The organism is Halalkaliarchaeum sp. AArc-GB (assembly GCF_031432225.1).
Classification (GTDB): Archaea; Halobacteriota; Halobacteria; order Halobacteriales; family Haloferacaceae; genus Halalkaliarchaeum.
Genome location: NZ_JAVKGM010000012.1, coordinates 76,007 through 97,023, shown reverse-complemented (window position 1 = coordinate 97,023; position 21,017 = coordinate 76,007). Strand labels below are relative to the sequence as shown.

At 64.3% G+C, this 21,017-nt stretch carries 17 protein-coding genes; 9 read left to right on the top strand and 8 right to left on the bottom strand.

Annotated elements, in window-relative coordinates; all coding sequences use genetic code 11:
• Positions 1-76: 76 nt before the first annotated feature.
• Positions 77-772: a hypothetical protein gene (locus RH858_RS11955; RefSeq protein ID WP_310561954.1), complete on the top strand. Its 696-nt coding sequence runs from the start codon at positions 77-79 to the stop codon at positions 770-772.
• A 164-nt stretch (positions 773-936) separates the two neighbouring features.
• Complete coding sequence (locus RH858_RS11950) at positions 937-2,154, top strand: MFS transporter (protein WP_310561953.1); 1,218 nt, start codon at positions 937-939, stop codon at positions 2,152-2,154.
• A 559-nt stretch (positions 2,155-2,713) separates the two neighbouring features.
• Here RH858_RS11950 and RH858_RS11945 read toward each other — a convergent pair.
• The 4 genes from RH858_RS11945 to glpA form a co-directional block, all read right to left on the bottom strand.
• Positions 2,714-4,135, bottom strand: a complete 1,422-nt coding sequence (locus RH858_RS11945) for a CRTAC1 family protein (protein ID WP_259533038.1) — start codon at positions 4,133-4,135, stop codon at positions 2,714-2,716.
• 110 nt (positions 4,136-4,245) lie between these two features.
• Complete coding sequence (locus RH858_RS11940) at positions 4,246-5,535, bottom strand: anaerobic glycerol-3-phosphate dehydrogenase subunit C (protein ID WP_259533039.1); 1,290 nt, start codon at positions 5,533-5,535, stop codon at positions 4,246-4,248.
• The gene (gene glpB / locus RH858_RS11935) at positions 5,532-6,941 is read right to left on the bottom strand and encodes a glycerol-3-phosphate dehydrogenase subunit GlpB (RefSeq protein WP_259533040.1); all 1,410 of its coding nucleotides are present in this window, start codon (positions 6,939-6,941) and stop codon (positions 5,532-5,534) included. The genes RH858_RS11940 and glpB overlap by 4 nt, the downstream gene beginning before the upstream one ends.
• Positions 6,931-8,646, bottom strand: coding sequence for an anaerobic glycerol-3-phosphate dehydrogenase subunit GlpA (gene glpA / locus RH858_RS11930; protein ID WP_259533041.1), 1,716 nt, complete (start codon positions 8,644-8,646; stop codon positions 6,931-6,933). Before glpA ends, glpB begins: the two co-directional genes overlap by 11 nt.
• 180 nt (positions 8,647-8,826) lie before the next feature.
• Here glpA and glpK point away from each other — a divergent pair, with 180 nt between their 5' ends.
• The 5 genes from glpK to RH858_RS11905 all read left to right on the top strand — a co-directional run bounded on the left by glpK (position 8,827) and on the right by RH858_RS11905 (position 12,899).
• Positions 8,827-10,362 (top strand): glycerol kinase GlpK, encoded by a 1,536-nt coding sequence (gene glpK, locus RH858_RS11925; protein WP_259533042.1) that lies wholly within the window; start codon positions 8,827-8,829, stop codon positions 10,360-10,362.
• Entirely contained in the window at positions 10,328-11,572 is a 1,245-nt protein-coding gene (locus RH858_RS11920; protein ID WP_310561952.1) for an AAA family ATPase, read from the top strand. The genes glpK and RH858_RS11920 overlap by 35 nt, the downstream gene beginning before the upstream one ends.
• 74 nt (positions 11,573-11,646) lie before the next feature.
• A complete protein-coding gene (locus RH858_RS11915) occupies positions 11,647-12,162 on the top strand; it encodes a YeeE/YedE family protein (RefSeq protein WP_259533044.1) in 516 nt (171 codons plus the stop codon).
• Positions 12,159-12,659 carry a DUF6691 family protein gene (locus RH858_RS11910; RefSeq protein WP_259533045.1) on the top strand — a complete coding sequence of 167 codons (501 nt, stop codon included), beginning with the start codon at positions 12,159-12,161 and terminating at the stop codon, positions 12,657-12,659. The genes RH858_RS11915 and RH858_RS11910 overlap by 4 nt, the downstream gene beginning before the upstream one ends.
• Before the next feature lie 93 nt (positions 12,660-12,752).
• Positions 12,753-12,899, top strand: coding sequence for a hypothetical protein (locus RH858_RS11905; RefSeq protein ID WP_259533046.1), 147 nt, complete (start codon positions 12,753-12,755; stop codon positions 12,897-12,899).
• A 17-nt stretch (positions 12,900-12,916) separates the two neighbouring features.
• Here RH858_RS11905 and RH858_RS11900 read toward each other — a convergent pair whose 3' ends face one another.
• On the bottom strand, positions 12,917-14,296 hold the full coding sequence (locus RH858_RS11900) for a YhjD/YihY/BrkB family envelope integrity protein (RefSeq protein ID WP_310561960.1): 1,380 nt from the start codon (positions 14,294-14,296) through the stop codon (positions 12,917-12,919).
• Positions 14,297-14,430: 134 nt separating this feature from the next.
• On the bottom strand, positions 14,431-14,874 hold the full coding sequence (locus RH858_RS11895) for a universal stress protein (RefSeq protein ID WP_310561951.1): 444 nt from the start codon (positions 14,872-14,874) through the stop codon (positions 14,431-14,433).
• A 197-nt stretch (positions 14,875-15,071) separates the two neighbouring features.
• Here RH858_RS11895 and gatE point away from each other — a divergent pair, with 197 nt between their 5' ends.
• Together gatE and RH858_RS11885 are read left to right on the top strand one after the other, a co-directional pair.
• The gene (gene gatE, locus RH858_RS11890) at positions 15,072-16,952 is read left to right on the top strand and encodes a Glu-tRNA(Gln) amidotransferase subunit GatE (RefSeq protein WP_310561950.1); all 1,881 of its coding nucleotides are present in this window, start codon (positions 15,072-15,074) and stop codon (positions 16,950-16,952) included.
• Between the two features lie 90 nt (positions 16,953-17,042).
• A complete protein-coding gene (locus RH858_RS11885; RefSeq protein WP_310561949.1) occupies positions 17,043-19,370 on the top strand; it encodes a GAF domain-containing protein in 2,328 nt (775 codons plus the stop codon).
• A 16-nt stretch (positions 19,371-19,386) separates the two neighbouring features.
• Here RH858_RS11885 and RH858_RS11880 read toward each other — a convergent pair whose 3' ends face one another.
• Positions 19,387-19,788: an OB-fold domain-containing protein gene (locus RH858_RS11880; RefSeq protein WP_259533050.1), complete on the bottom strand. Its 402-nt coding sequence runs from the start codon at positions 19,786-19,788 to the stop codon at positions 19,387-19,389.
• A complete protein-coding gene (locus tag RH858_RS11875) occupies positions 19,781-20,938 on the bottom strand; it encodes a thiolase family protein (RefSeq protein WP_259533051.1) in 1,158 nt (385 codons plus the stop codon). The genes RH858_RS11880 and RH858_RS11875 overlap by 8 nt, the downstream gene beginning before the upstream one ends.
• Positions 20,939-21,017: the final 79 nt, after the last annotated feature.

The window sequence follows — 21,017 nt, the reverse complement described above, 5'->3', positions numbered from 1 at the left end:
GGAGGAACCGCCAAATCCATTCCCGCGCTCTTGCTCGGTCGATAGTTGTATAGGGGGAGCGGACCTGTAAGAACACATGGGACTGGTAATCGAGGAGGTGACGATCCTTCGGGAGGTGGCGATCGACTTTTCCCTCGAAGACATCCTGGCAACACCACCGCTTTCGAAGTGGCGGAAATCCCGGAACTCGAGAGACCAACTCGAAGCGGCGGTCGAACGGATCCGTCCGGAGGTCGAACGGGAACTGAACCCCCGGGCGATCTACAGAGGAGTGCCCACGGAGACCTCCGGAATTCACGCGTATTCGCCGCCGGCTCCGGTTACGAAAGCGGAATTCGTCGGCAACATCGTCGTGACTCCAGGGGAGCTAGAATACGGGAACGAGCACGCCGAAGGGATGTTCGACGACTTCGTGCGGGACGCGATCGAAAACGTTGCAGTTCAGCGGCTTTCTGCCGTCGTCGGACAGCGGTTCAGGGACGAGGCGAACGAGCGGGGATACAACACGACCCGACTGTTCGCCCCGGGATCCGGCATTGAAAACTGGCCGTTGGAAAACCGCCGATACGTGTTCGACTCACTACCCTGTGAGGAGATCGGCGTGCGGTTGACCGACGCCGGACAGGTCGAACCGAACAAAACAGTGAGCTGTGTGATCGGGTTCGGTCCCGACATCGAACAGGCACCTGGGCTCGTCTCTTGTGAGGGTTGTTCGAAACTGCCCGACTGCCCGTACGCAGGGGCGAGGGACGCGATAGCCGCAAACACGTGAGCGAATGTACTCGCTGACTTCGACACCCGTATCGCATCACAATCGCTAAAGGCGACGAGGTCACACGTTCGGATAGCAGCTGGGAGCTGGCCTCGAACCACCATGCCCTGACGCGAGTGGGTTCCGTTGGCGTGTGTTTAGCTCCCGTCGTCGAAATCACAACCATGAACGATTCAGCGTATCCGACGAAACGATGGGCGATTCTCGGAATAGCCTGGGGAGGATTCTTCGCCGTGGCCATGGCGTGGTACGTAATGCCAACCTTGCAGCCGGACATCCTGGAGCTGTACGGCGTTACGGCCGCACAGTTTCGAACCGCGTTGACGCTTCCCTTTCTCGTTGCAGGGATACTGGCGATCCCGGGTGGGATCGTCGCCGACAGGATCGGTATTCGACGGGCTGCAACGCTCGGTCTCGGAATCGCGGGCGTCGGCTTCCTCCTTCGCTCACAGGTCGGCGGCTTCTGGAGCCTTCTGACTCCGATGTTGCTCGTCGGGGTGGGGATGGGACTGACGATGCCGAACCTCCCGAAACTGGTGAGCGTCTGGTTCCCGCCCGACGAAACCGGATTGGCGACGGGAATCTACAACACCGGCCTGATGGGCGGCCTCTCGACTGGACTGATCATCGCGCCGTTCCTTCCCGGCTGGTCGACCGGGAACCTCCTGCTGGGGGGTGTCGTTCTGGTGTTGGCCATCGCCTTCTTTGCGATCGTGCGCGATTCCCCACCCGGAGACGAGCTCCCGAAAACGCCCATGATCGAAGGGATACAACGGGCAGTGAAAAGCAGGAACACGTGGATCGCGTCGTTCGCGCTGTTTGCGGGACTCACAGGAATGGTGGCGATACAGGGGGAGCTTCCGGTTGGGCTTTTCGAGCTGTACGACATCCCGACTGCGACCGGCGGTCAGATCGCGTCGCTGATCACCTACGCGAGCGTCGTCGGCGCGTTGACGATCCCCGGGTTCGCCACCAGACGGGACCGTCGCAAGACGATGTTGGTCGTCGCCTCCGTCGGGTTCGGTGTCGTGATGTTCCCGGTCTGGCTCACGGGTAACGTGACTGTGCTGTTCGTCGGCACCGCGATCGCGGGCTATCTCGCTGGGGGTGCCCTCCCGATCATCATGGAGGTGCCGACCTGGCTCCCCCGACTGGAGTCCGATCCCGTCGAATCCCAGCACGTGGGTGCAGCCTCCGGCTTGATGACGAGTCTGATGAATGTGGGGGGCTTTGTCGGACTCCCGTTTATCATCGGTCCAATAATCGATCTACAGGGATACACCGTCGCCTTCGGCGTCGCGATGGTCATCTTCGCGTTCCAGGGAATTCTCGGCCTGCTGTTTACGTTCCCGGAGATCACGGAACCTGCCGGGAGTCAATAACAGGAATACACGGAGAGAAAATACCGAAATCATCGAGATCAGTTCATTACCGACATCAGTTCGCCATAATTATCTTATTTGAATAATAACATTGATATTGATATATTAGGGATTTCTGTCTACTGAGAGTACATCCACGATAGATAATCGTTGCCCACTCGGAAAGGTCGAGCAGTGTCCAGTTCGTCGATCGAGCCTTATCAGGTGATTCTATAGCGGTCTCGTCGCCGTTCTCTGCACAACAAAAGATACTAGATAAACTCGATGACCTCCAATAATTACAGAAATAACCCCAATATCGGGGATATATCCAATGTTATGAACTCCAGAACCGTATCGCCATCATCAAACGCTCGAGAGGGCTGTCGAGATCAGTTCGATGTAACTGTGGCGGCAGCTCCCCGTATGTTGAGGAAATCAAAACAGAGTTAGACTAAACGTGACCACCATTCGACAATTAAACAGACATGTAATACTATACATATCTAATACTATACTTTTGAGTAATAGTAAATATAATTACCTAGTATTCGGCCATCGATCGCTGCCCGTCGATCCACTATCGACGTCGCGGATGCTCGACGACGAGTTCGCGACACGTCTCGGGCGAGTCGACCGTCGTCTCGTATCCGCCGGGCCACCACACACGCAGTCGTCGGGGGGTCTCCCCGCCCAGTCCGAAATGTGCGACTGGTTCCGACTGACAGAGATAGCTGGAGCCTGCGTCGACGAGACGTCGTTTCCGGGTTTCGTCCGTTTCGAGTTCGACGACGGCACCGCGTGCGGGCGCTCCGTGAGCCGTCGTGGGTGCCACCCGGAGCCAGTCGTTGTCGTTTTCCACCGCATAGAGGCTGGGTGGCTGGGCGGCGACTTCGCCGTGGACGATGAGCAACTCCAGTGTGCCGTCGTCGTCGAAATCGGCGACGACCGCCCCAGTCCCGAACCCCGTCGGCTCGAGCGCGTCCCCCGGATCGAGTTCCGTCCAGCCGTCGAGTCGCCGACGGAACAGCGCGTTCGCTTCGCCCAGACAGTTCTGAAACAGTTCCACGTGTCCGTCGTTGTCGAAGTCGGCCGCGATCAGCGTCCGCGTGGAGGCTGGACGGGCAAACTCCGACGGGGCCACGTCTTCGAACCCCGATTTCCCCGGCCGAAAGATCCGGCCGGGGCCCTCCCAGTTGCCGACCGCGAGTTCGAACGCCCCCGCGGCCGCAGGCATAGACGACCGAGTGGGCTCTTCGCCGTCGGGAAGATCCGTGGCCCCGACGAGTGCGAGCCCCCGCGTGTTCCCGTCCGGATCCGCGAGTTCGGCGGCGGAGTCGACCTCCGAGAAGTTCCCGCCGCCGTTTTCGAACAGGCGGTTCGGACCCCCATCGACCCCGAGATACAGGTCCATTCCGTCGGAGACGAGCGGCCCGGCACACACCGACCGCCCCCCACAGGTGACGTCGACGCCGAGCGCGGGTGCCATGTCGGTGAGCTCCCCGTCCTCGCCGAGTTCGTAGTACCTGAGTTCGCTTCCGTAGCAGGCGATCGCCACGCCGTACTGTCCGGTTCCGAACCGGTCGATCGCGGCGACCGACCGACCCGAGCGGAAGTTCTCCCGGCCCTCGTTCACCTCGAGGGCGAACACGTCCCGCCAGACGTCGCGGTCGGCAGCCGCCCGATCCAGAAGCAGGTCCCCGTCGGCGGTCACCCCTCCGAACGTGTCGGTGTTGTGAACGTACAGCTCCTCACAGCCGTCGGCGTCGAGATCGGCCGCCGCGACGCCAATGGCGTGACGCCCCGAATCGGCGACGATCCCACACGCGACGTCGACCAGATCGTCTCCGCCGTCGGAACCGGCCGCCGGCTGATACAGCCGATTGTTACCGTCGTACCCACAGACGAACGCGATCGGTCCCCGACGCCCCGGGGTCACCGCGGCCCCGTAGCCGCGCATCGCCCCGTCGTCCACCAGGCGGTCGGAGACGTCCCCGAACATACCCCGCCCTCACAGGTCACCGAATAAGAGGATAGGGGTTCGAATCAGGCCAACAGTTCCCGGATGGAACCGGTCTCCCGGATGGAACCGGTCTCCCGGACCGAACCGTGTCACTCCGATACGACCGCTGCCTCGAGCACCTGCAGAGGATGTTTGATCTCGTAGCCGGTCCCGTGTTCCATCTGCATCGCGCAGGTCGGACACTCGGTCATCCCGACCTCGCCGTCGGACTGCTCCATGTGGTGGAACATCTCCTCGCCCATCGCCATCGACGCCTCGTACTTCTCGGCTTTCCAGCCGTACGTACCCGAGATCCCCGAACAGGAGTCGCCGACGTCCTCGATCGCGACGCCGTCGACCTCGCGGAACAGTTCGACCGCCTGTCGGTCGAGCCCCTGGTTTCGGGCGTGACAGGGCGCGTGATACGCCAGCGCGGGATGGTCGACCTCGGCGTCGGTTACTGCCGACTCCAGATCCTCGTGGATCCGGAGATACTCGAGCGCCTCGTAGGTGTGCTCGGAGACGTCGTCGATTCGATCGATGTCGAACAGTTCGGGATACTCCTTGCGCAACGAGAGCGAACACGAGGTACACGAAGCGACGATGTCGGCGTCGTCGTCGATCGCCGCCGCGAGTGATTCGACGTTCGTTTCGGCGGCCCGCCGTGCGTCCGAGAGCATCCCGTTTGCGAACATCGGCGTGCCCGAACACCGCTGTTCGGGGACGAGCACCTCGTAGCCGAACTCCTCGAACACCCGGACCATCGCCTTGCCGACCTCCGGCGTATTGTAGTTGGAGTAACAGCCGTGGAAGTACGCCACCCGTTTGTCGTCGCTTTCGACCTGCGCACCGCCGCGCTCGCGCCACCACTCCCGGAACGTCTGTGTCGCGAACGCGGGGAACTCCCGCTCGCTCGGAAGCCCGAGCAGTTTCTCGTTGAGCTTCCGGGTCACGCTCAGTCCCATCACGAAGTTGACCAATCTCGGGACCTTGCTACCGACTTTAGCCAGGAGGCCGTAGTTCGCCAGGATCCGGTTTCTGAGGTACTCCCGGGATAACTTGTTCATCTGTTCGTCGACGTATTCGCCCCTGGCCTCGTTGTGCATCTGGGCCAGCGGTACCTCCGAGGGACAGGCACTATCACAGCGGAGGCAGTTCGAACACGAGAGGATCGAGTCGTCGATGTCCGCGTCCTCCTTTCGCTTGAGACGCCACTGTTCGGGCCCCTGGAACTTCGGCCCCGGGAACTCGTCGTCGACCGCTGCGACCGGACACGACGTCTCGCAGGTGGTGCACTTGTAGCAGGCGTCGGCGCCCGCCCTGAGGTCCAGTTCCCGTTCGGGGAACACCTCGATCGGTTCGACCGCGTCGTCGTCGCACGGTGGCTGGTGGTTGCTCATCGGTTTGCCTCCAGTGTGGTGTCGTTTGCAACCGCGGCGGCACCCCTCCCGGCGACGACGCCGGTGGCCAGCGAGACGCCGCTTGCCGACTTCTCCCGAGCGACGTCGGCACCGCCGAGCACCGCGCCGGCGGCAAACAGGTTCGGATACTCCGGCTCGCCGTCGCCGGACGGATCGACGGGTCGAAGCCGATTGTCCGTCGCGAGGCCGAACCTGGCGAAGGGGTGGTCGCCGAACGCGTCGTCGAGGAACCAGTCGTATCGATCCGCCGGATGGGCGACCGGACAGTCGAAGACGGGTTCCGTCACGCGTTTTCGATCCGACTGTAATCCCTTTCCGATCAGCCCACCCGTCGCGAGAACGACGGCGTCGGCGGCGTAGGGGACCCCCGTTCCGTTCCGATCGACCACGACGGTCTCGACGGCGCCGTCCGTGCCGACCGTTCGATCGACGGCTCTTACACCCGTCTCGAAGCTGACTCCCGCCGCGTCCAGTTGCTCGAGCAACAGGTCCTCGAGCCTGAGACCCGGAAGGCTCGGCGGCCCCATCGGGATCTCGAACACCTCCGCACCGAGACGATCTCCGAGTTCCTCCCGGATTTGGTCGGCACGGTCCTCGCCCAGAAACGCCGGAAATCCGACCCGGATGTCGGACGCGTCAGCCACCGAATCGGCGAACTCCGCCAGCTGCGGTTCGACTGCCGTCGTCAGCGCTTTTCGGGCCGGAACACCGTCGATCGGCTCGTCGTCGTCGAGCGCCCTGGCAAAGCGGGTGATCTTCGCGTCGTCCCGGAACGCCTCGGCGAACTTGACCTCCGCGCCCGCCACCGGGAACGGAACGCCGGACGCCGACAGCCCGTCGGCGAGCGCGCCCGCGTCGTACTCCGAAAGCGACCGGAACCCGACGACGAACATCGGGCGCTCGTCGCTGGCGACGCCGGCCGCCGTCGCCGCCGGGTAGCGCGCGGTCGGTTTGACCGTCCCGCCGAACGTCGGTACGAGCGCGTTGCTGTCGGTGTGTCCCCCCCGGTAGGCGTCGCCGACGAGCTCGTCGAACAGCGCGAACCCCTCGGCGACGGCCTCGGAGCCGACGATCGAGTAGGGGTGTTCCTCGGGAAGGTCTTCGATCGCGTCGTACGGATTCACTACCGGGCCGCGGAGCGTGGACTCGGAAGCTCGCTCGGATCCAGACCCGGAACCAGAACCGGAACCGGAACCGAGATCGGACTCGCCATCCTCGCGTTTCGGGACGTATCCGAGTGCGTCGACGAGCCCGGATGACTGTCGGAGAGTGCTTTTTTTGTGGGAGACGAGCCTGACGTCTGCACCCTCCCGGGCGGCCGAGATCGCCGCGGTCGTCCCCGCGAGTCCGCCGCCGATCACGAGCACGTCGCTTTCAAGCCCCATGACTCCCTCCCGACGTGCCGCGTTCGGTTCCCGGGTCGAACGCGTCGAAGTCGATCTCTTCTTTCCGTACGTCCCGCCGACCAGCGGGATCACAGTCGTGGTTCATCGTCGTCGCGTGGAGCATGTGCGTGAGCATCGCCTGCGATAGCTGTTCGCCCCACAGAGAGTGTCTGACGCCCTTGAATCGCTCGCGGTACAACTCCTCGCGCGCCTCCCGGGCGATCGCCTCCCCGTACTCCGGATACAGTTCTGCCGCCATTCGATGGCTGCAGAAGCCGCCCTGACAGTTCCCCATCGAGGCCCGGGTTCGGAGGCGGACGCCGTTCAAGTCGGATCCTGCCTGCGCGATCGCGTCCTGGAGTTCCGCGCGAGTGACCGCCTCACATTCGCAGATCACCGGGTTCGGCCCGTCGGTGTCGAGCACGTCGGGCGATCGCGATCCGAGCCGTTGGACACTCCGTCGGCTCACCGGCGACCGGAGCCCGAACTGGTTCATGTATCTCTCGAGGGCGTCGGGCTCCTCGGATCCGGGGAGGGGGTGATCGGCGGTTTCGCAGTCGGCGTCGACACCCAGGCGATCGCAGACGTGGTCGGCGACGTCCTCGGCCATCAGGCGGTAGGTGGTGAGCTTGCCCCCCACGACGGTCGTCAGTCCGGGAAGGTCGTCGCGGTCGTCGTGATCCAACAGGAAGTAGTCCCTCGTAATATCGGTCGGATCGTCCGTTCCCGTTCCGGGGGGCTCATAAAGCGGTCGCACGCCCCAGAACGACCGCAGCGTTCTAGACTCCCGGAGGACCGGGAGCAGTTCCGCGAGCGTGTCGATCATCAGGTCGACTTCCCACTGCTCTTCGGGATACTCCTCGGGATCCTCGACCTCCTCGTCGGTGGTGCCGAGGATGCACGCAGTCTCGTGGGGGACGACGATGTCGGCGTCGCCTTTGGGTCGACACCGGTTGATCACGGTGTCGACCTGCCGCACGTTCATCACCGTCATCACGCCCTTCGACGGTCTGACCTCGATGTCGACCCCAGCGAGATCCCCGATCCGTCCGGCCCAGGCCCCGGTCGCGTTCACAACGTGGTCCGCCTCGATGCGTTCGGTCGTCCCGGGCGTCCGGTGGACTCGTTTCCCCGGCCCCGAGTCGTGTTCGACTTCCACGCCGACGACCTCGCCGCCCTCGACGAGTACGTCGACGACCTCTGCATGGGTTTCGATCCGGGCGCCGTGGTTCTCCGCATCCGCAGCGTTGGCCACACAGAGCCGGAAGGGATCGATCGCCGCGTCGGGAACGGTGATTGCTTTGTCGACGTCGCCCGCGAGATACGGCTCTCGACGTCGGGCCTCCTCGCGTGAGATGACTTCCGCCGGGATGTCACACGCTTTGCATCCCTCGAGTTTCTCTTCGAAGTACTCCTCGCTGTCCTCGGGCCGCTTTACGAACAGCCCGCCGGTGTCTTCGATACAGTGTCCGGCGATCTCCCGCAGAATCCTGTTTTCGGCCATACACTCCCGGGCACTCTTGCGGTCCGACACCGCGTAGCGACCTCCGCTGTGGAGCAGTCCGTGCATCCGCCCGGTCGTCCCGTGGGTGAGGGTCCCCTTCTCGACGAGGACGGCGTCCAGCCCGCGCATCGCCAGATCCCTGACGATCCCGCAGCCAGTCGATCCGCCGCCGACGACGATCACGTCGGCTGATTGGGTCATTTCCGTTTCGACGTTCGTCCGCACGCACTTTATGTTATCTCCGATTCCGGAGCGTCGATAACGATATCTCGTTTCAACGACCCTGCAGCGCGGTCTCCCCGTGGTGACCCGCGTCAGGGGAAAGATTATGGCCCCGTTCCACGACAGTTATCGATGACGCTTCACCGAGCGTAACGAACCATGCAACGATACGTCGGAGCGATCGATCAGGGGACGACCGGGACGCGGTTCATGCTGTTCGACCACGACGGCACGGTCGTCGGAAACGCGTACCGGAAACACGAGCAGCTGTACCCCTCCCCGGGCTGGGTCGAACACGATCCCGAAGAGATCTGGAAGAACACACGGGCGGTCATCGAGCGTGCGCTCTCGAAGGCGTCCGTTGCGCCGGATGAACTGGCAGCGATCGGAGTGACCAACCAGCGGGAGACGACGCTTTTGTGGGAGCGGGAGACCGGGAGGCCGATCCACGACGCGATCGTCTGGCAGGACCGACGGACCACGGAACGGGTCGAACAGTTGCGCGAAAACGGTTGGGAAGAAAAGATCCGAACGAAGACGGGACTAGAGCCCGATGCGTACTTTTCGGCGACGAAAGCGGAGTGGCTGCTGGAGAACGCCGACCCGATCGAGGTGGAACCCGCACGCCACGAGGACGTCCGCGAACGGGCCGAAAACGGCGAGATCCTGTTCGGGACGATCGACACGTGGCTGATCTGGAACCTCACGGGGGAGCACGTGACCGACGTGACGAACGCCTCCCGGACGATGCTGTACGACATCCGCTCTGGGGAGTGGGACGACGAGCTGCTCGCGGAGTTTTCGCTGCCCCGCGAGATGCTCCCGGAAGTTCGGCCCTCCTCCGACGAGGAGACCTACGGGACGACTGATCCGGACGGCTTTCTCGGCGCGGAGGTATCCGTCGCGGGCGCGCTGGGCGACCAGCAGGCGGCGCTGTTCGGACAGACGTGTTTCACCCCCGGCGAGGCGAAAAACACCTACGGTACTGGGAGTTTCTTCCTGATGAACACCGGCGAAAAGGCAGTCGACTCCGAACACGGCCTGCTCACGACGGTGGCGTTCCAGCGTTCGGGCGAGCCGATCCAGTACGCCCTCGAGGGGTCGATTTTCATCACCGGCGCGGCGATCGAGTGGCTGGAGGACGTCGATCTGATCGAGGATCCGGCCCAGACCGAGGAACTCGCACGATCAGTCGAATCGACCGACGGAGTGTATCTGGTTCCGGCGTTTACGGGCCTCGGTGCGCCCCACTGGGATCAGCGTGCGCGGGGAACGATCGTCGGCATGACCCGCGGCACCCGGAGGGAACATCTCGTGCGGGCGACCCTCGAGTCGATTGCCTACCAGACGCGAGACGTCGCCGAGGCGATGGCCGCCGACGCCGACGTCAAGCCGGAACAGCTTCGCGTCGACGGCGGCGCGGTGAAGAACAACTTCCTGTGTGGGATCCAGGCCGACATCGTCGACACGGAGATCGTCAGACCGGAAGTCGACGAGACGACCGCGCTGGGGGCGGCGTACGCGGCCGGCCTCGCGGTCGGATACTGGGAGGACCTCGACGAGCTCCGGGAGAACTGGCGGATCGACAGGACCTTCGAACCGGGCGGTGACAGACGCGATATCGAACGGCGGTACGACCGCTGGAAGGAAGCAGTCGACCGTGCGAAAGGCTGGGCGATCGAGCCGGACGAGTGAGATCGAACACGGCTACACGCCGACATCCATCCGACAGATGAACCTCGAGGAACGAATTACCAGACGGCTACGGCGGAACCGGAGCCGGCAGCTCGTCCGGGACTACGCCGCGGTCAGTCCGGTGTCTCATCCACCGGAGCCTGTCGCACGCGAGGCTTCACTCGAGCGGATTCTGGACGCACTCGAGCCGGCATTTTCGGGGGCGCTTCCCCCGTCGACGTACGTCTGGGGGCCGAAAGGAGCCGGCAAAACCGCGCTTGTGAAAGCCACCTTCGATCTCCTCGCCGGCGTCTCGCGGGAACAACACCGTGGCATCCACACGACGACGAGAACCGAGCGTCCGAAGACGCCACCGTTCGTGTACGTCGACGCACGCGATGCGGACAGCGAGTTCGCCCTGCTTGCGGCCGTGCTGAACGGACTGCTCGATCGTCCCGCACCCACCCAGGGAGTGAGCACCGGACGGATCCGGGAGCAGATCTCCCGGGAGATCGACGGCCGCGATGGCGTCGTCGTCGCGGTCGATCACGTCGGGGAACCGCGCACACACGACCTCACGTCGGTCGCGGAAACGCTCGCCACCGTGGAGGGTACGTTCGTCTGGATCGGTATCGGTCGGGACTCCCCCGACGTGTACTCGACCGAGCCGGACCAGGTCGTCGAGGTTCCGGCGTTCCGGCGTCACGCGATGGTCGACGTCCTCACCGACCGCACGTCCGCCGGGCTCTCCCGAAACGCGGTGACCCACGAACAGCTCCGGGAACTCGCCGTCTGGGCCGAGGGCGACGCACACGACGCCCTGGCTGCGGTGTTCGGCAGTGCTGTCCTCGCGGAACGGAACGGTACCGACACGATCCGACCGTCCGATCTCGACGCCGGCATCGACGCCGTTCCCCGCCCGTGTATCGCGCTCGGACGGGTGCTCTCGTTACCGAAGAACTGGCAGCGCGTGCTCGCCGCGCTGGTCGATCTCCCCCGTGACGACCGGACGTCGGTGACGAAAGCGACCGACGCGCTCGCCACGTCTTCCGGGATCGAACTCTCTGCGGGAACCGTCCGGCGGATGCTGTACGAACTCGCCGAGGAAGGCATCCTGGACCGAGAGCCGGCGGAAGCGTCCGGAAGCCGGGGACGACCCCCCAGCCGGATCGAACCGCTGTTTCCGACGCTGGTGTTTCGCGAACTGTATCGCGAACGGACCGACGAATGACGCGTCGTCGACGGCGGCAACCGGTGCGCTGGACGTGTAACTTTTGAACGTCGGTCCCTCACTGACGGGAAACGATGATCGAATCGACCGTACAACTGGGGGAGCTGGGGATCGGACTTCTCGGCTCCGAGCTGTTCCCCCGCGGGTGGGAACACTACCTCCTCGGCGGACTGCTCATCGGGCTGGGAACTGTCGTCATCTACGCTGCGACGGCGATCCCGGCGGGCGCGAGCACGTTCCTCGAATCGACGCTGTCGTACGCCTCCCGGCTCCGGCGGTTCCAGCAGCCGCGGTTCGTCGGCTCCCGTGACTGGCGGGTAGTGTTCACACTCGGGATCGTCGCGGGCGCGGCGGGCTACTCCGTCGTCGCCGGCGAGTTCGGCTGGCTGACCGACGTCCAGCCGTGGCGGCTGTTCGTCGGGGGAATCCTCATCGGCGTCGGGACCCGCCTCGGGAAGGGCTGTACGTCGGGACATGGGGTCTGTGGAGTCGGCTCCGGCTCCCGGACGTCGATCCTCAACGTCGCCGTGTTCATGCTCGTCGCGATCGGCGTCGCGCAACTGGTGTTCGCGATGGGGGTGCGGCCGTGAGTCCGACCGCCGAAGAGGGAAGCTCCGGGGAAACCGACGGCGGTCGCGACCAGCATCCGCTGTTTCTCCCCACCGTCTTCCTCGGGGGCGTTATCTTCGGCGCGGGGCTTTCAGTGAGTCGGATGGCACGGCCGGAGATCGTCCTCGAGTTCCTGCAGTTTCGGGATCTCGGGCTCCTTTTCGTCATGGGCGGGGCGGCGGTCGTCGTCGGGATCTCCGTGTTCGGGCTGGTCCGCTCCGGAAGGCGCGCGCCGCTTACCGGCGACCCGTACCGGCGGCGGTTGAAGTCGATGGACAGAAACGTCATCCTCGGGGGCGGAATCTTCGGTGTCGGCTGGGGCCTGTCCGGGATCTGCCCGGGAGCGGCGTACGCCAGCCTGGGTATCGGGAACGTGATCATTCTGTACGGCATCGCGGGGATGTTCCTGGGCGCGTATCTCCAGGGGTATCTCCGGGAACTAACGGCGGAGACGCCGGAACCTGCCGTCGCGGACTGAACGCCTTATCGGCCGACAGCGTCGACACGACAGCCGCCGAAACCGGCCCGCACCCGCAGCCTTTTATCGCCGGCCACCGTTGCCGCAGATGAGATGCCCCAGGTTCACCTCGACGAGGAAACGATCGACCGCCTCGACCGCCTCCGGGAAGAAGACGAGGAGTACGACGAAATAATCAACGAACTGATCAACATCTACGAGGTCGAGGAGCTGACGCTTTTCCGCAGCGGCGGGGAGTGATCTCCGGCTCGTTTGCGTTACCGCCTCTCGCGGACGAAATCGATCGCCTTCCACGGGGTTCCCAGCGCATTCAAGCCGATACCGACCAGCACGAACAGCACGTACAGCCCGAGTGTCGAGAGGAACAGCACGATCATCGCGGCGATCGCCCAGCCGCCCGAGAGATAATAAAACGCCCCGAGGGTGAGAACAACCCCGTACAGCAACACCAGATACGGCCCCCACCCTCGAGCGTGTCCGCGCCGGAGGCGGGACCGAACATATCGTTTCAGTTCGGCCTCGAGTTCCGGCTTCTCGACGGTCCGCCGTTCGACGTCACCTTCGAACTCCTCGAGCCGGGCGCGCAGCTCCTCCAGCTCCGTTTGCATCGCCGCCACGTCGGGGGCGCCCCTCACGCCGTCGGTCGGATCCGCGGACGGGGCGTCGTCGGACCCCTCCGTCGATTCGCCATCGTCGCGGTCGTCGTCCGCCATACGTCCCCCCACACGAACGGGGGACTGTTGTAGTTGCCGGTCCGTCGACCCGTCGGGCCGTCGTCGTACCCCCTCCCGGTTGGTGAAGGTATCACGCAACCGGCTGATCCCTCGCGAGGGCGACGAGTCGCCCTCAGATGGCGGTTCGCTGTCTCCATCTCCGTCGAGCACGGCGTTGATCGCGGCCCCGACCAGGAGCACGATCGCCGCGAAGTACAGCCAGGTAACGATCAACAGGATACCGCCGACGAGCCCGTACACCTGATACTGTCCGGCCGCGCCGGCGTACACCTGGAACCCCGCCTGCAACACCGTCCAGCCGACCGCGGCGAATATCGTTCCGGGAAGCACTTCGCGAGCCGTCACTTCCGGGTAAGGAAGCAGGTAATACAGCGGGAAGAAGACGACTGCGAGCACGATCGGCAACGCGAGCACGCTCGTGATCCCGAACAGCGGACCCACATTCAGGGCGGCAACCACGCCCGCCGTGACAACCATGAGCACCGCCCCCAGGCCGATGCTTGCGGCGACGAGAACGGCATCCAGAAGTTCGTCGAGGAGCCCGATCGACTTCTCGGAGTCGTACACGCGCATGAAGGCGACGTCCAGCCCGCGAAACACCTTCAGTGCCGACCAGATCAGTCCAACGACGCCGACGACCGTTGCCCCGACCCGGCCTTCCGCCCCAGCGATCGCCCCTTGGATTATCTGTTCGCCTTCCGGCGTGATAATCCCGGCGACGAGGCTCACGAGCGTCGCCGCCATCCGTTCGCCGAAGAACGTCGTAGAGAGAGCGACAACGAGCAGAAGCGCCGGGAAAAGCGAGACGAACGCGTAGTAGGCGACGCTGGCAGCGAGAAACGTGACCTGCTGGTCGCGAACGACGGCTACGACCTCCCGTACCAGCCTTCCCGTCGTCGCGATCCGCGATCCGGGCCGATCGGGCCCCGTTTCGTCCCCGGAGCGGGATGACACAGCGCTGTTCACACGGGGGATTTCGGCGCTTTCCTACATAAGTCGACGGGGACGGTTTCCCGTCGTCACACCGGCTCCCGTCGTCACACCGGCTTCGTGGATTTACGAACTGTCATCACCGGAACGTCCGCGGTCCGGACGACTTTCTCCGTGACGTTGCCGACGAGGAAGCTCTCGATGTTGCCGCGTCCCCGCGTCCCCATGACGATCGCGTCGAGTCCGTTCTCCTCGACGTAGTCGACGATCGCCTCGTAGGGCTTGCCCTGTTCGACCGCCTGTTCGCAGTCGACGCCTGCCTCCTCGGCCAGTTCGGCGATCCGACCCGTCATCTCGAGACCGTGTTCGCGAAGCTCTTCTATCCCCTCTTTTTTGCGTTGCAACTTGAACGGCTGCCCGCCCACCTCTGGATCGATCACGTGCAGGGCGTGGACTTGTGCGCCGAGCTCGGCGGCGAGCTCGACACCTTTTTTGGCAGCAGCTTCGGCCTCGTCGCTTCCGTCCGTCGGGATGAGAATTGTTCGGTACATGAGGTTGTCACACGTACAAGTGAAACAACTGACACCGCTTATAAAATACTTTATGTGGGGTATAAACTACTTTATCGGCGACTAAAGGTAGTAGACATCGGGAGACGGCCGCCGAAACGGAACGACAGCCACCGACAGCGAGCGGCCGGAAAGCGTATCGAGCCACCTTTTTACCGTCCGACCGCACACGTCCGATAATGACCGACAGCGACTCCGCGTACGACTACGGGGATCTCGGGCTCGTCGCCGGCCTGGAGATCCACCAGCAGCTGGACACCGAGACCAAGCTCTTCTGTGATTCGCCGACGGCGTTGCGGGAACCCGAGGAGGCCGAGCGGACGATCACCCGGTATCTCCACCCGACGAAAAGCGAACTCGGAGAACTCGACGACGCGGCACTGGAGGAGAGCCGCGTCGACAGGGAGTTCGAGTACCTCGCGTACGACACCACCTGTCTCGTCGAGGAAGACGACGAGCCACCCCGTCGGGTCGACGAGGAGGCGCTCGAGGTCGCGCTACAGATCGCCAGCCTGCTGGACGTCGACGTCGTCGACCAGGCGCACGTGATGCGAAAGCTCGTCATCGACGGCTCCAACACCTCCGGCTTCCAGCGGTCGATGCTGCTCGGACAGGACGGCGAGATCCAGACGAGCGAGGGCGCGATCTCCATCGTCGATCTCCTGCTCGAAGAGGAGTCGGCACAGCGCGTCGAAGAGCGGGACCACGGTGTCGTCTACAGCCTCGACAGGCTCGGGATCCCGCTCGTCGAGATCGGAACCGGGCCCGACATTCGCTCCCCCGAACAGGCCCAGGAGGCCGCAGAGCGGATCGGAATGCTGCTCCGGTCGACCGGCCGCGTAAAGCGCGGTCTGGGAACCATTCGACAGGACGTCAACGTCTCGATCGCGGAGGGGGCCCGCGTGGAGATCAAGGGCGTCCAGGAGCTCGGCGAGATCGCCGACATCGTGGAGCTCGAGGTGCGGCGTCAAGTGGAGCTGCTGGAGATCGCCGACGAACTTGCCGATCGGGGCGCAAGCGTCGCCGATCCCGTCAACGTGACCGACGTGTTCGACGACACCGACTCGGGAGTCGTCCGGGGTGCCGTCGATGACGGCGGGAGCGTGTACGCGGTCCGTCTGGAAGGGTTCGACGGGCTCGTCGGCAGGGAGATCCAGCCCGATCGCCGTCTCGGAACCGAGTTTTCCGATCACGCGAAACGCCACGGCGCAGGCGGGATCTTCCACACCGACGAACTCCCGGCCTACGGGGTGACCGAAGCCGAAGTCGAGGCGCTTCGGGAGGCAGTCGACGCCGGGGCGGAAGATGCGGTCGCGATCGTGGCCGACGGCACAGAGACCGCGGAATTGGCGATCGACGCCGTCGCCGAACGGGCGGAAACGGCGCTCGAAGGCGTGCCCGAGGAAACCCGGGGTGCAAACGACGACGGGACGACACGATACCTCCGACCGCTCCCCGGTGCGGCTCGGATGTACCCCGAGACCGACGTACCGCCGGTCGAGCCGGATCCCTCCGACGTCGAGACCCCAGAACTGCTCACCGAGAAAGTCGAGCGCTACCGCGACGAGCTGGGCCTCGACGAGGGACTGGCCCGACAGGTTGCATACGGCCGGCGAATGCCGCTGTTCGAGTCCGCCGTCGAGGCGGGCGTCGATGCGACGTTCGCGGCCTCGGTTCTGGAGAGCACTACGACCGAGCTCCGTCGCGATGACGTGGCCGTCGAGAACCTCGAGGACGACCACTACCTCGGGGTGCTGCAACTCGTCGAGGACGGCGACCTCGCGAAGGAGGGTGTCGAAGACGTGCTCCGGACTCTCGCGGACGATCCGGTGTTGTCACTCGAGGATGCGATCGACGAGGCGGGCGTCGCAGGAGTCGACGAAAGCGAGGTTCGAGAAGCGGTCGTCGAGGTGGTCGAACGCAACGCCGACCAGATCGAATCGGAGGGAATGGGTGCCTTCTCCGGGTTGATGGGCGAGTGTATGGGTGCGCTCCGTGGAAAGGCCGACGGCGAACTCGTAAGCGACGTGTTGCGCGAGGAGATCCAGCGCCGGAGCTAACTGCCTTTCAGTATCTTTACGTTCCGTCGCCGTAACCGCCAGACGACAACTGTAACGATCGACTCATGAAACGAGCGTGGGAGATGACAGATGCGTCCAGTTGCTGAGCCGATCCAGGTGCTGTACGTCGACGGTGATCGGGAGCGGTCCGAGCGAATCCGGACAGCCATCGAAGGAGTGGACCGGGAGATAACCGTGCTGACCGCCAGCAGCGCCGCGGACGGCCTGGCGGTACTGTCCGATCGGGACGTCGACTGTGTCGTCGCCGTCCACGAGCTGCCGGAGACGAATGGAATCGAGCTCCTGGACGCTGTTCGTGAGCGTGAGTCGACCTGTCCGTTCGTCCTTCGTCCGGACAATGGATCCGAAGAGATCGCGAGCGAGGCGATCTCCGCCGGTGTGACTGACTACCTCCAGACGAGCGCCGGGGACGACCCACACGAACTGCTTGCAACCCGAATCCGGAACGCGGTCGAGGACACTCGGACCGGCGAGCAGACGGCAGTGGAACACCGGATCAACGTCGTGGTCAGGCGCATCAACGGGGCGCTGGTTCGTGCCTCGACGCGGGACGAGATCGACGAACGCGTCTGTGAGATCATCAGCGACTCCGAGCCGTACAGGTTCGCCTGGATCGGCGAGTACGACGAGAACACCGACACCGTCGAACCTCGAACCTCCGCCGGGACCGGAGACGGATATCTCGAGGGACTCGAGATCACTGCAGACGACAGTCCGACGGGACAGGGACCGACCGGGAGAGCAATCAGAAACAGGGAGTTAACCGTGCTCCAGAACATCCCGGAGACCCCGGAGTACGAACCGTGGCGCGACCGGGCGCTCGAATACGGCTACGGATCCAGCGCGGCAGTCCCCCTTATTTATAACGACACACTGTACGGCGTGTTGAACGTCTACGCCGACACGAAGTACGCGTTCGACGAACACGAACGGGAGCTTTTGTCGAACCTCGGCGAGACCATCGCTCATGCGCACAGGCGCATCGAACTCCAACAGCAGTACACCGACCAGTACCGCACCCTGTTCCAAGACGCTCCCGTGATGCTCGTGTCCACTCGGGCCACCGGCGACGGGCCGGTCATCGAGGACTGCAACCGGACGTTCGCCGATCGGCTCGGATACACTCGCGAGGAACTGTCCGACACCCGGCTTGCCGACTACTACACCACGGAGTCGGCGGAACAACTCCTCTCGGAGGACGGGTATCGACGCGCACTCGACGGCGATTTCGTCCGGGAACAGCGGACCCTCGTGACACGCGATGGCGAGGAACTGCTCACCGTCATGCGCGCGTCACCCCGACAGAATACGGACGGTGAGATCGTCGGAACCCACGGACTGTTCGTGGACATCACGGACGAACAGCAAGTTCGAGAGCTCGAACGCACGAACGCGGTGCTGTCGACGCTGTTCGACGCGTTACCGCAGGGCATCCTCGTCGAAGACGAGTCGCGTCGCGTCCTGCTCGCCAACGAGCGGCTGTTCGAGCTGTTCGAGTTCCCGGCCAGTCCCGAGGAACTCGTCGGCGAGGACTGTGATCGGATTGCCCGCGACGTCAGCCAGAAATTCGAACGACCCACGGAATTCGTCGAGCGCATCGACGACCTGATCGCCGACCGTGACCCAGTCGACAACGAGCCACTGACACTGGCGGACGGACGAACGTTCGAGCGGAGCTACCGTCCGATCGAACTCTCGGAAAGCGAGGGCCACCTGTGGGTGTACCGGGACGTCACCGATCGCACCGAGCGCGAGCGGGAACTGGAACGACAAAACGAGCGACTCGAGGAGTTTACCTCCGTGGTCTCTCACGACCTGCGCAACCCGTTGAGCGTCGCCCGAGGACGGCTCGAACTCGCTCGCGAGGAGTGTGACAGCGACCATCTGGACCACGTCGAGCGGATGCACGGTCGGATAGAAACGCTGATCGAGAACCTCCTCACGCTGGCCCGGGAAGGAACGTCAGTGAGTACCGGCGAGCGGGTCGAGCTCCCAGCTCTCATCGACGGCTGTGCCGGGAACGTCGAAATCGACAACTCGGCAGTCGTCGTCGACCTCGAGCGAACCGTGCTGGCCGACCGGAACCGCCTCAAACAGGTGTTCGAAAACCTCCTTCGAAACGCAGCCGAACACGGTGGGGCAGATGTTTCGGTGCGGATCGGCGAACTCGACGACGAGGACGGGTTCTACGTGGAGGACGACGGTCCCGGAATCCCGGAGAGCGATCGCGACGAGGTGTTCGAAGCGGGCTACTCGTCGTCCCCCGAAGGCACCGGATTCGGACTGAGCATCGTCAAAGAGATCGTCGAAGCACACGGATGGGAGATCCGCGTCACCGAAGGCACGAACGGGGGTGCGCGCTTCGAAATCACCGGCGTGGAGTTCGAGGGCGGGTAGCCATCCACGGCGGGATTCATCCGTCGGCTACTGGTTCGAACATGAATCCGTCCCACTCCTGGCTGTCGGCTTCCCGGATCCCGGCCTCGGGGTCGCGAAGCTGGGTGCAGTAGACCGGCTCGACCCGGTCGCCGATTTCGACGTCGCCAGTCGTGAGCTGGCCGATCGCCCGAACTGACTCGCCCTCGAGGTCGAACTCGACGATCGCGAGATGGTTCGGCTCGCGGACGCCCGGCGGCGTCGCCGTCGAGGTCGTCCAGGTCACGACCGTCGCAGTGCGATCGCCGAGGTCGATTTCCTCGACGGGTTCGCCGCCGTTGCGACCGACAGGATGTCCAGGATACGTGATCGTGCCGTCGTCGTATCTGACCGCACTCAGTTCCGGCCGAACTTCGGACTCTGTGTCGCGCTCAGACATCGCCGGCCTCCATGATCGTCGTGGTCACGCAGTTTCCGAACCCGCCGACGTTGCATGCGAGTCCGACCTCGGCGTCGACCTGTCTGGGGCCGGCCTCGCCGAGCAGTTGCTGGTAGATCTCGTACACCTGGGCGACGCCGGACGCCCCGAGAGGGTGACCCTTGGACTTGAGGCCGCCGGAGGTGTTGATCGGCAACTCCCCGTCCCGGTCGGTGACGCCTTCCTCGACGGCCTTCCAGCCGGCCCCCTTCTCGAAGAACCCGAGATCCTCGCTTTGCAGGAACTCGAGGATCGTGAACATGTCGTGGAGTTCGGCCACGTCGATGTCCTCGGGACCCCGGTCCGCCATCCGGTAGGCGATCTCCGAGGACTCCACGACACCCCGCATCGTCGTCGGATCGTCCCGCTCGTGAACGACGTGGGTGTCGGTCGCGCCGCCGATTCCAGAGACAACGACGTGATCGAATCCACGCTCCCGCGCGAGGGACTCGGGACAAAACAGGAGTGCAGCGGAGCCATCAGTGATCGGACAGAAGTCGTACAGCCGGAGGGGGTCGGCGACGATCGGTGATTCAAGCACCGTCTCGAGGTCGACCTCCTTGCGGAACTGAGCGTGGGGATTGTCGATCCCGTTGCGGTGGTTCTTGACCGCCACCTTCCCGAGGCTCTCCCGCGGAGCGTCGTACTCGTGGAGGTACAGCCGGGCGGTAAGGCCCGCAAACGACGGGAGCGTGACGCCGTGTTTGTACTCGACCGGGTGGGTAAGCGACGCGATCACGTCGGTCGCCTCCGCGGTCGACCGGTGGGTCATCTTCTCCCCGCCCACGAGAAGCGTCATCTCGGAGGCGCCAGACGCCACCGACTGCCAGGCCGCGTACACGCCGGCACCGCCCGAGGAGGAGGTCTGGTCGATCCGCTGGGTGTACGCCGGCAGCGCAGAGAGGTCGTGTGCGAGCGCGTTCACTACGCCGGTCTGTCCCTCGAACTCGCCGCTTGCCATGTTCGAGACGTACAGGTGCGCTATCTCGTCGGGGGTGACGCCGGCGTTCTCGAGACACGCTGCGCCCGCCTCCGCGAGTAGTTCCCTGATCCACGCCTCGCGGTCGCCGAACCGCGTCATCGACGCGCCGATTATCGCTACGCGATCCATACGCGGAGGCCGTGGGGAACCCCGGTATAGCTTTCGGCACGGGCCGACCGGATCGTCGACCGGAACGCACTTGTCCCCC

Bases quoted from the DNA above. Each gene is read 5' to 3' on its own strand.
- RH858_RS11955 (WP_310561954.1), top strand. From the start codon at position 77: ATGGGACTGGTAATCGAGGAGGTGACGATCCTTCGGGAGGTGGCGATC.
- RH858_RS11950 (WP_310561953.1), top strand. From the start codon at position 937: ATGAACGATTCAGCGTATCCGACGAAACGATGGGCGATTCTCGGAATA.
- RH858_RS11945 (WP_259533038.1), bottom strand. From the start codon at position 4,135: ATGTTCGGGGACGTCTCCGACCGCCTGGTGGACGACGGGGCGATGCGC.
- RH858_RS11940 (WP_259533039.1), bottom strand. From the start codon at position 5,535: ATGAGCAACCACCAGCCACCGTGCGACGACGACGCGGTCGAACCGATC.
- glpB (WP_259533040.1), bottom strand. From the start codon at position 6,941: ATGGGGCTTGAAAGCGACGTGCTCGTGATCGGCGGCGGACTCGCGGGG.
- glpA (WP_259533041.1), bottom strand. From the start codon at position 8,646: ATGACCCAATCAGCCGACGTGATCGTCGTCGGCGGCGGATCGACTGGC.
- glpK (WP_259533042.1), top strand. From the start codon at position 8,827: ATGCAACGATACGTCGGAGCGATCGATCAGGGGACGACCGGGACGCGG.
- RH858_RS11915 (WP_259533044.1), top strand. From the start codon at position 11,647: ATGATCGAATCGACCGTACAACTGGGGGAGCTGGGGATCGGACTTCTC.
- RH858_RS11905 (WP_259533046.1), top strand. From the start codon at position 12,753: ATGCCCCAGGTTCACCTCGACGAGGAAACGATCGACCGCCTCGACCGC.
- RH858_RS11895 (WP_310561951.1), bottom strand. From the start codon at position 14,874: ATGTACCGAACAATTCTCATCCCGACGGACGGAAGCGACGAGGCCGAA.
- gatE (WP_310561950.1), top strand. From the start codon at position 15,072: ATGACCGACAGCGACTCCGCGTACGACTACGGGGATCTCGGGCTCGTC.
- RH858_RS11885 (WP_310561949.1), top strand. From the start codon at position 17,043: ATGCGTCCAGTTGCTGAGCCGATCCAGGTGCTGTACGTCGACGGTGAT.
- RH858_RS11880 (WP_259533050.1), bottom strand. From the start codon at position 19,788: ATGTCTGAGCGCGACACAGAGTCCGAAGTTCGGCCGGAACTGAGTGCG.
- RH858_RS11875 (WP_259533051.1), bottom strand. From the start codon at position 20,938: ATGGATCGCGTAGCGATAATCGGCGCGTCGATGACGCGGTTCGGCGAC.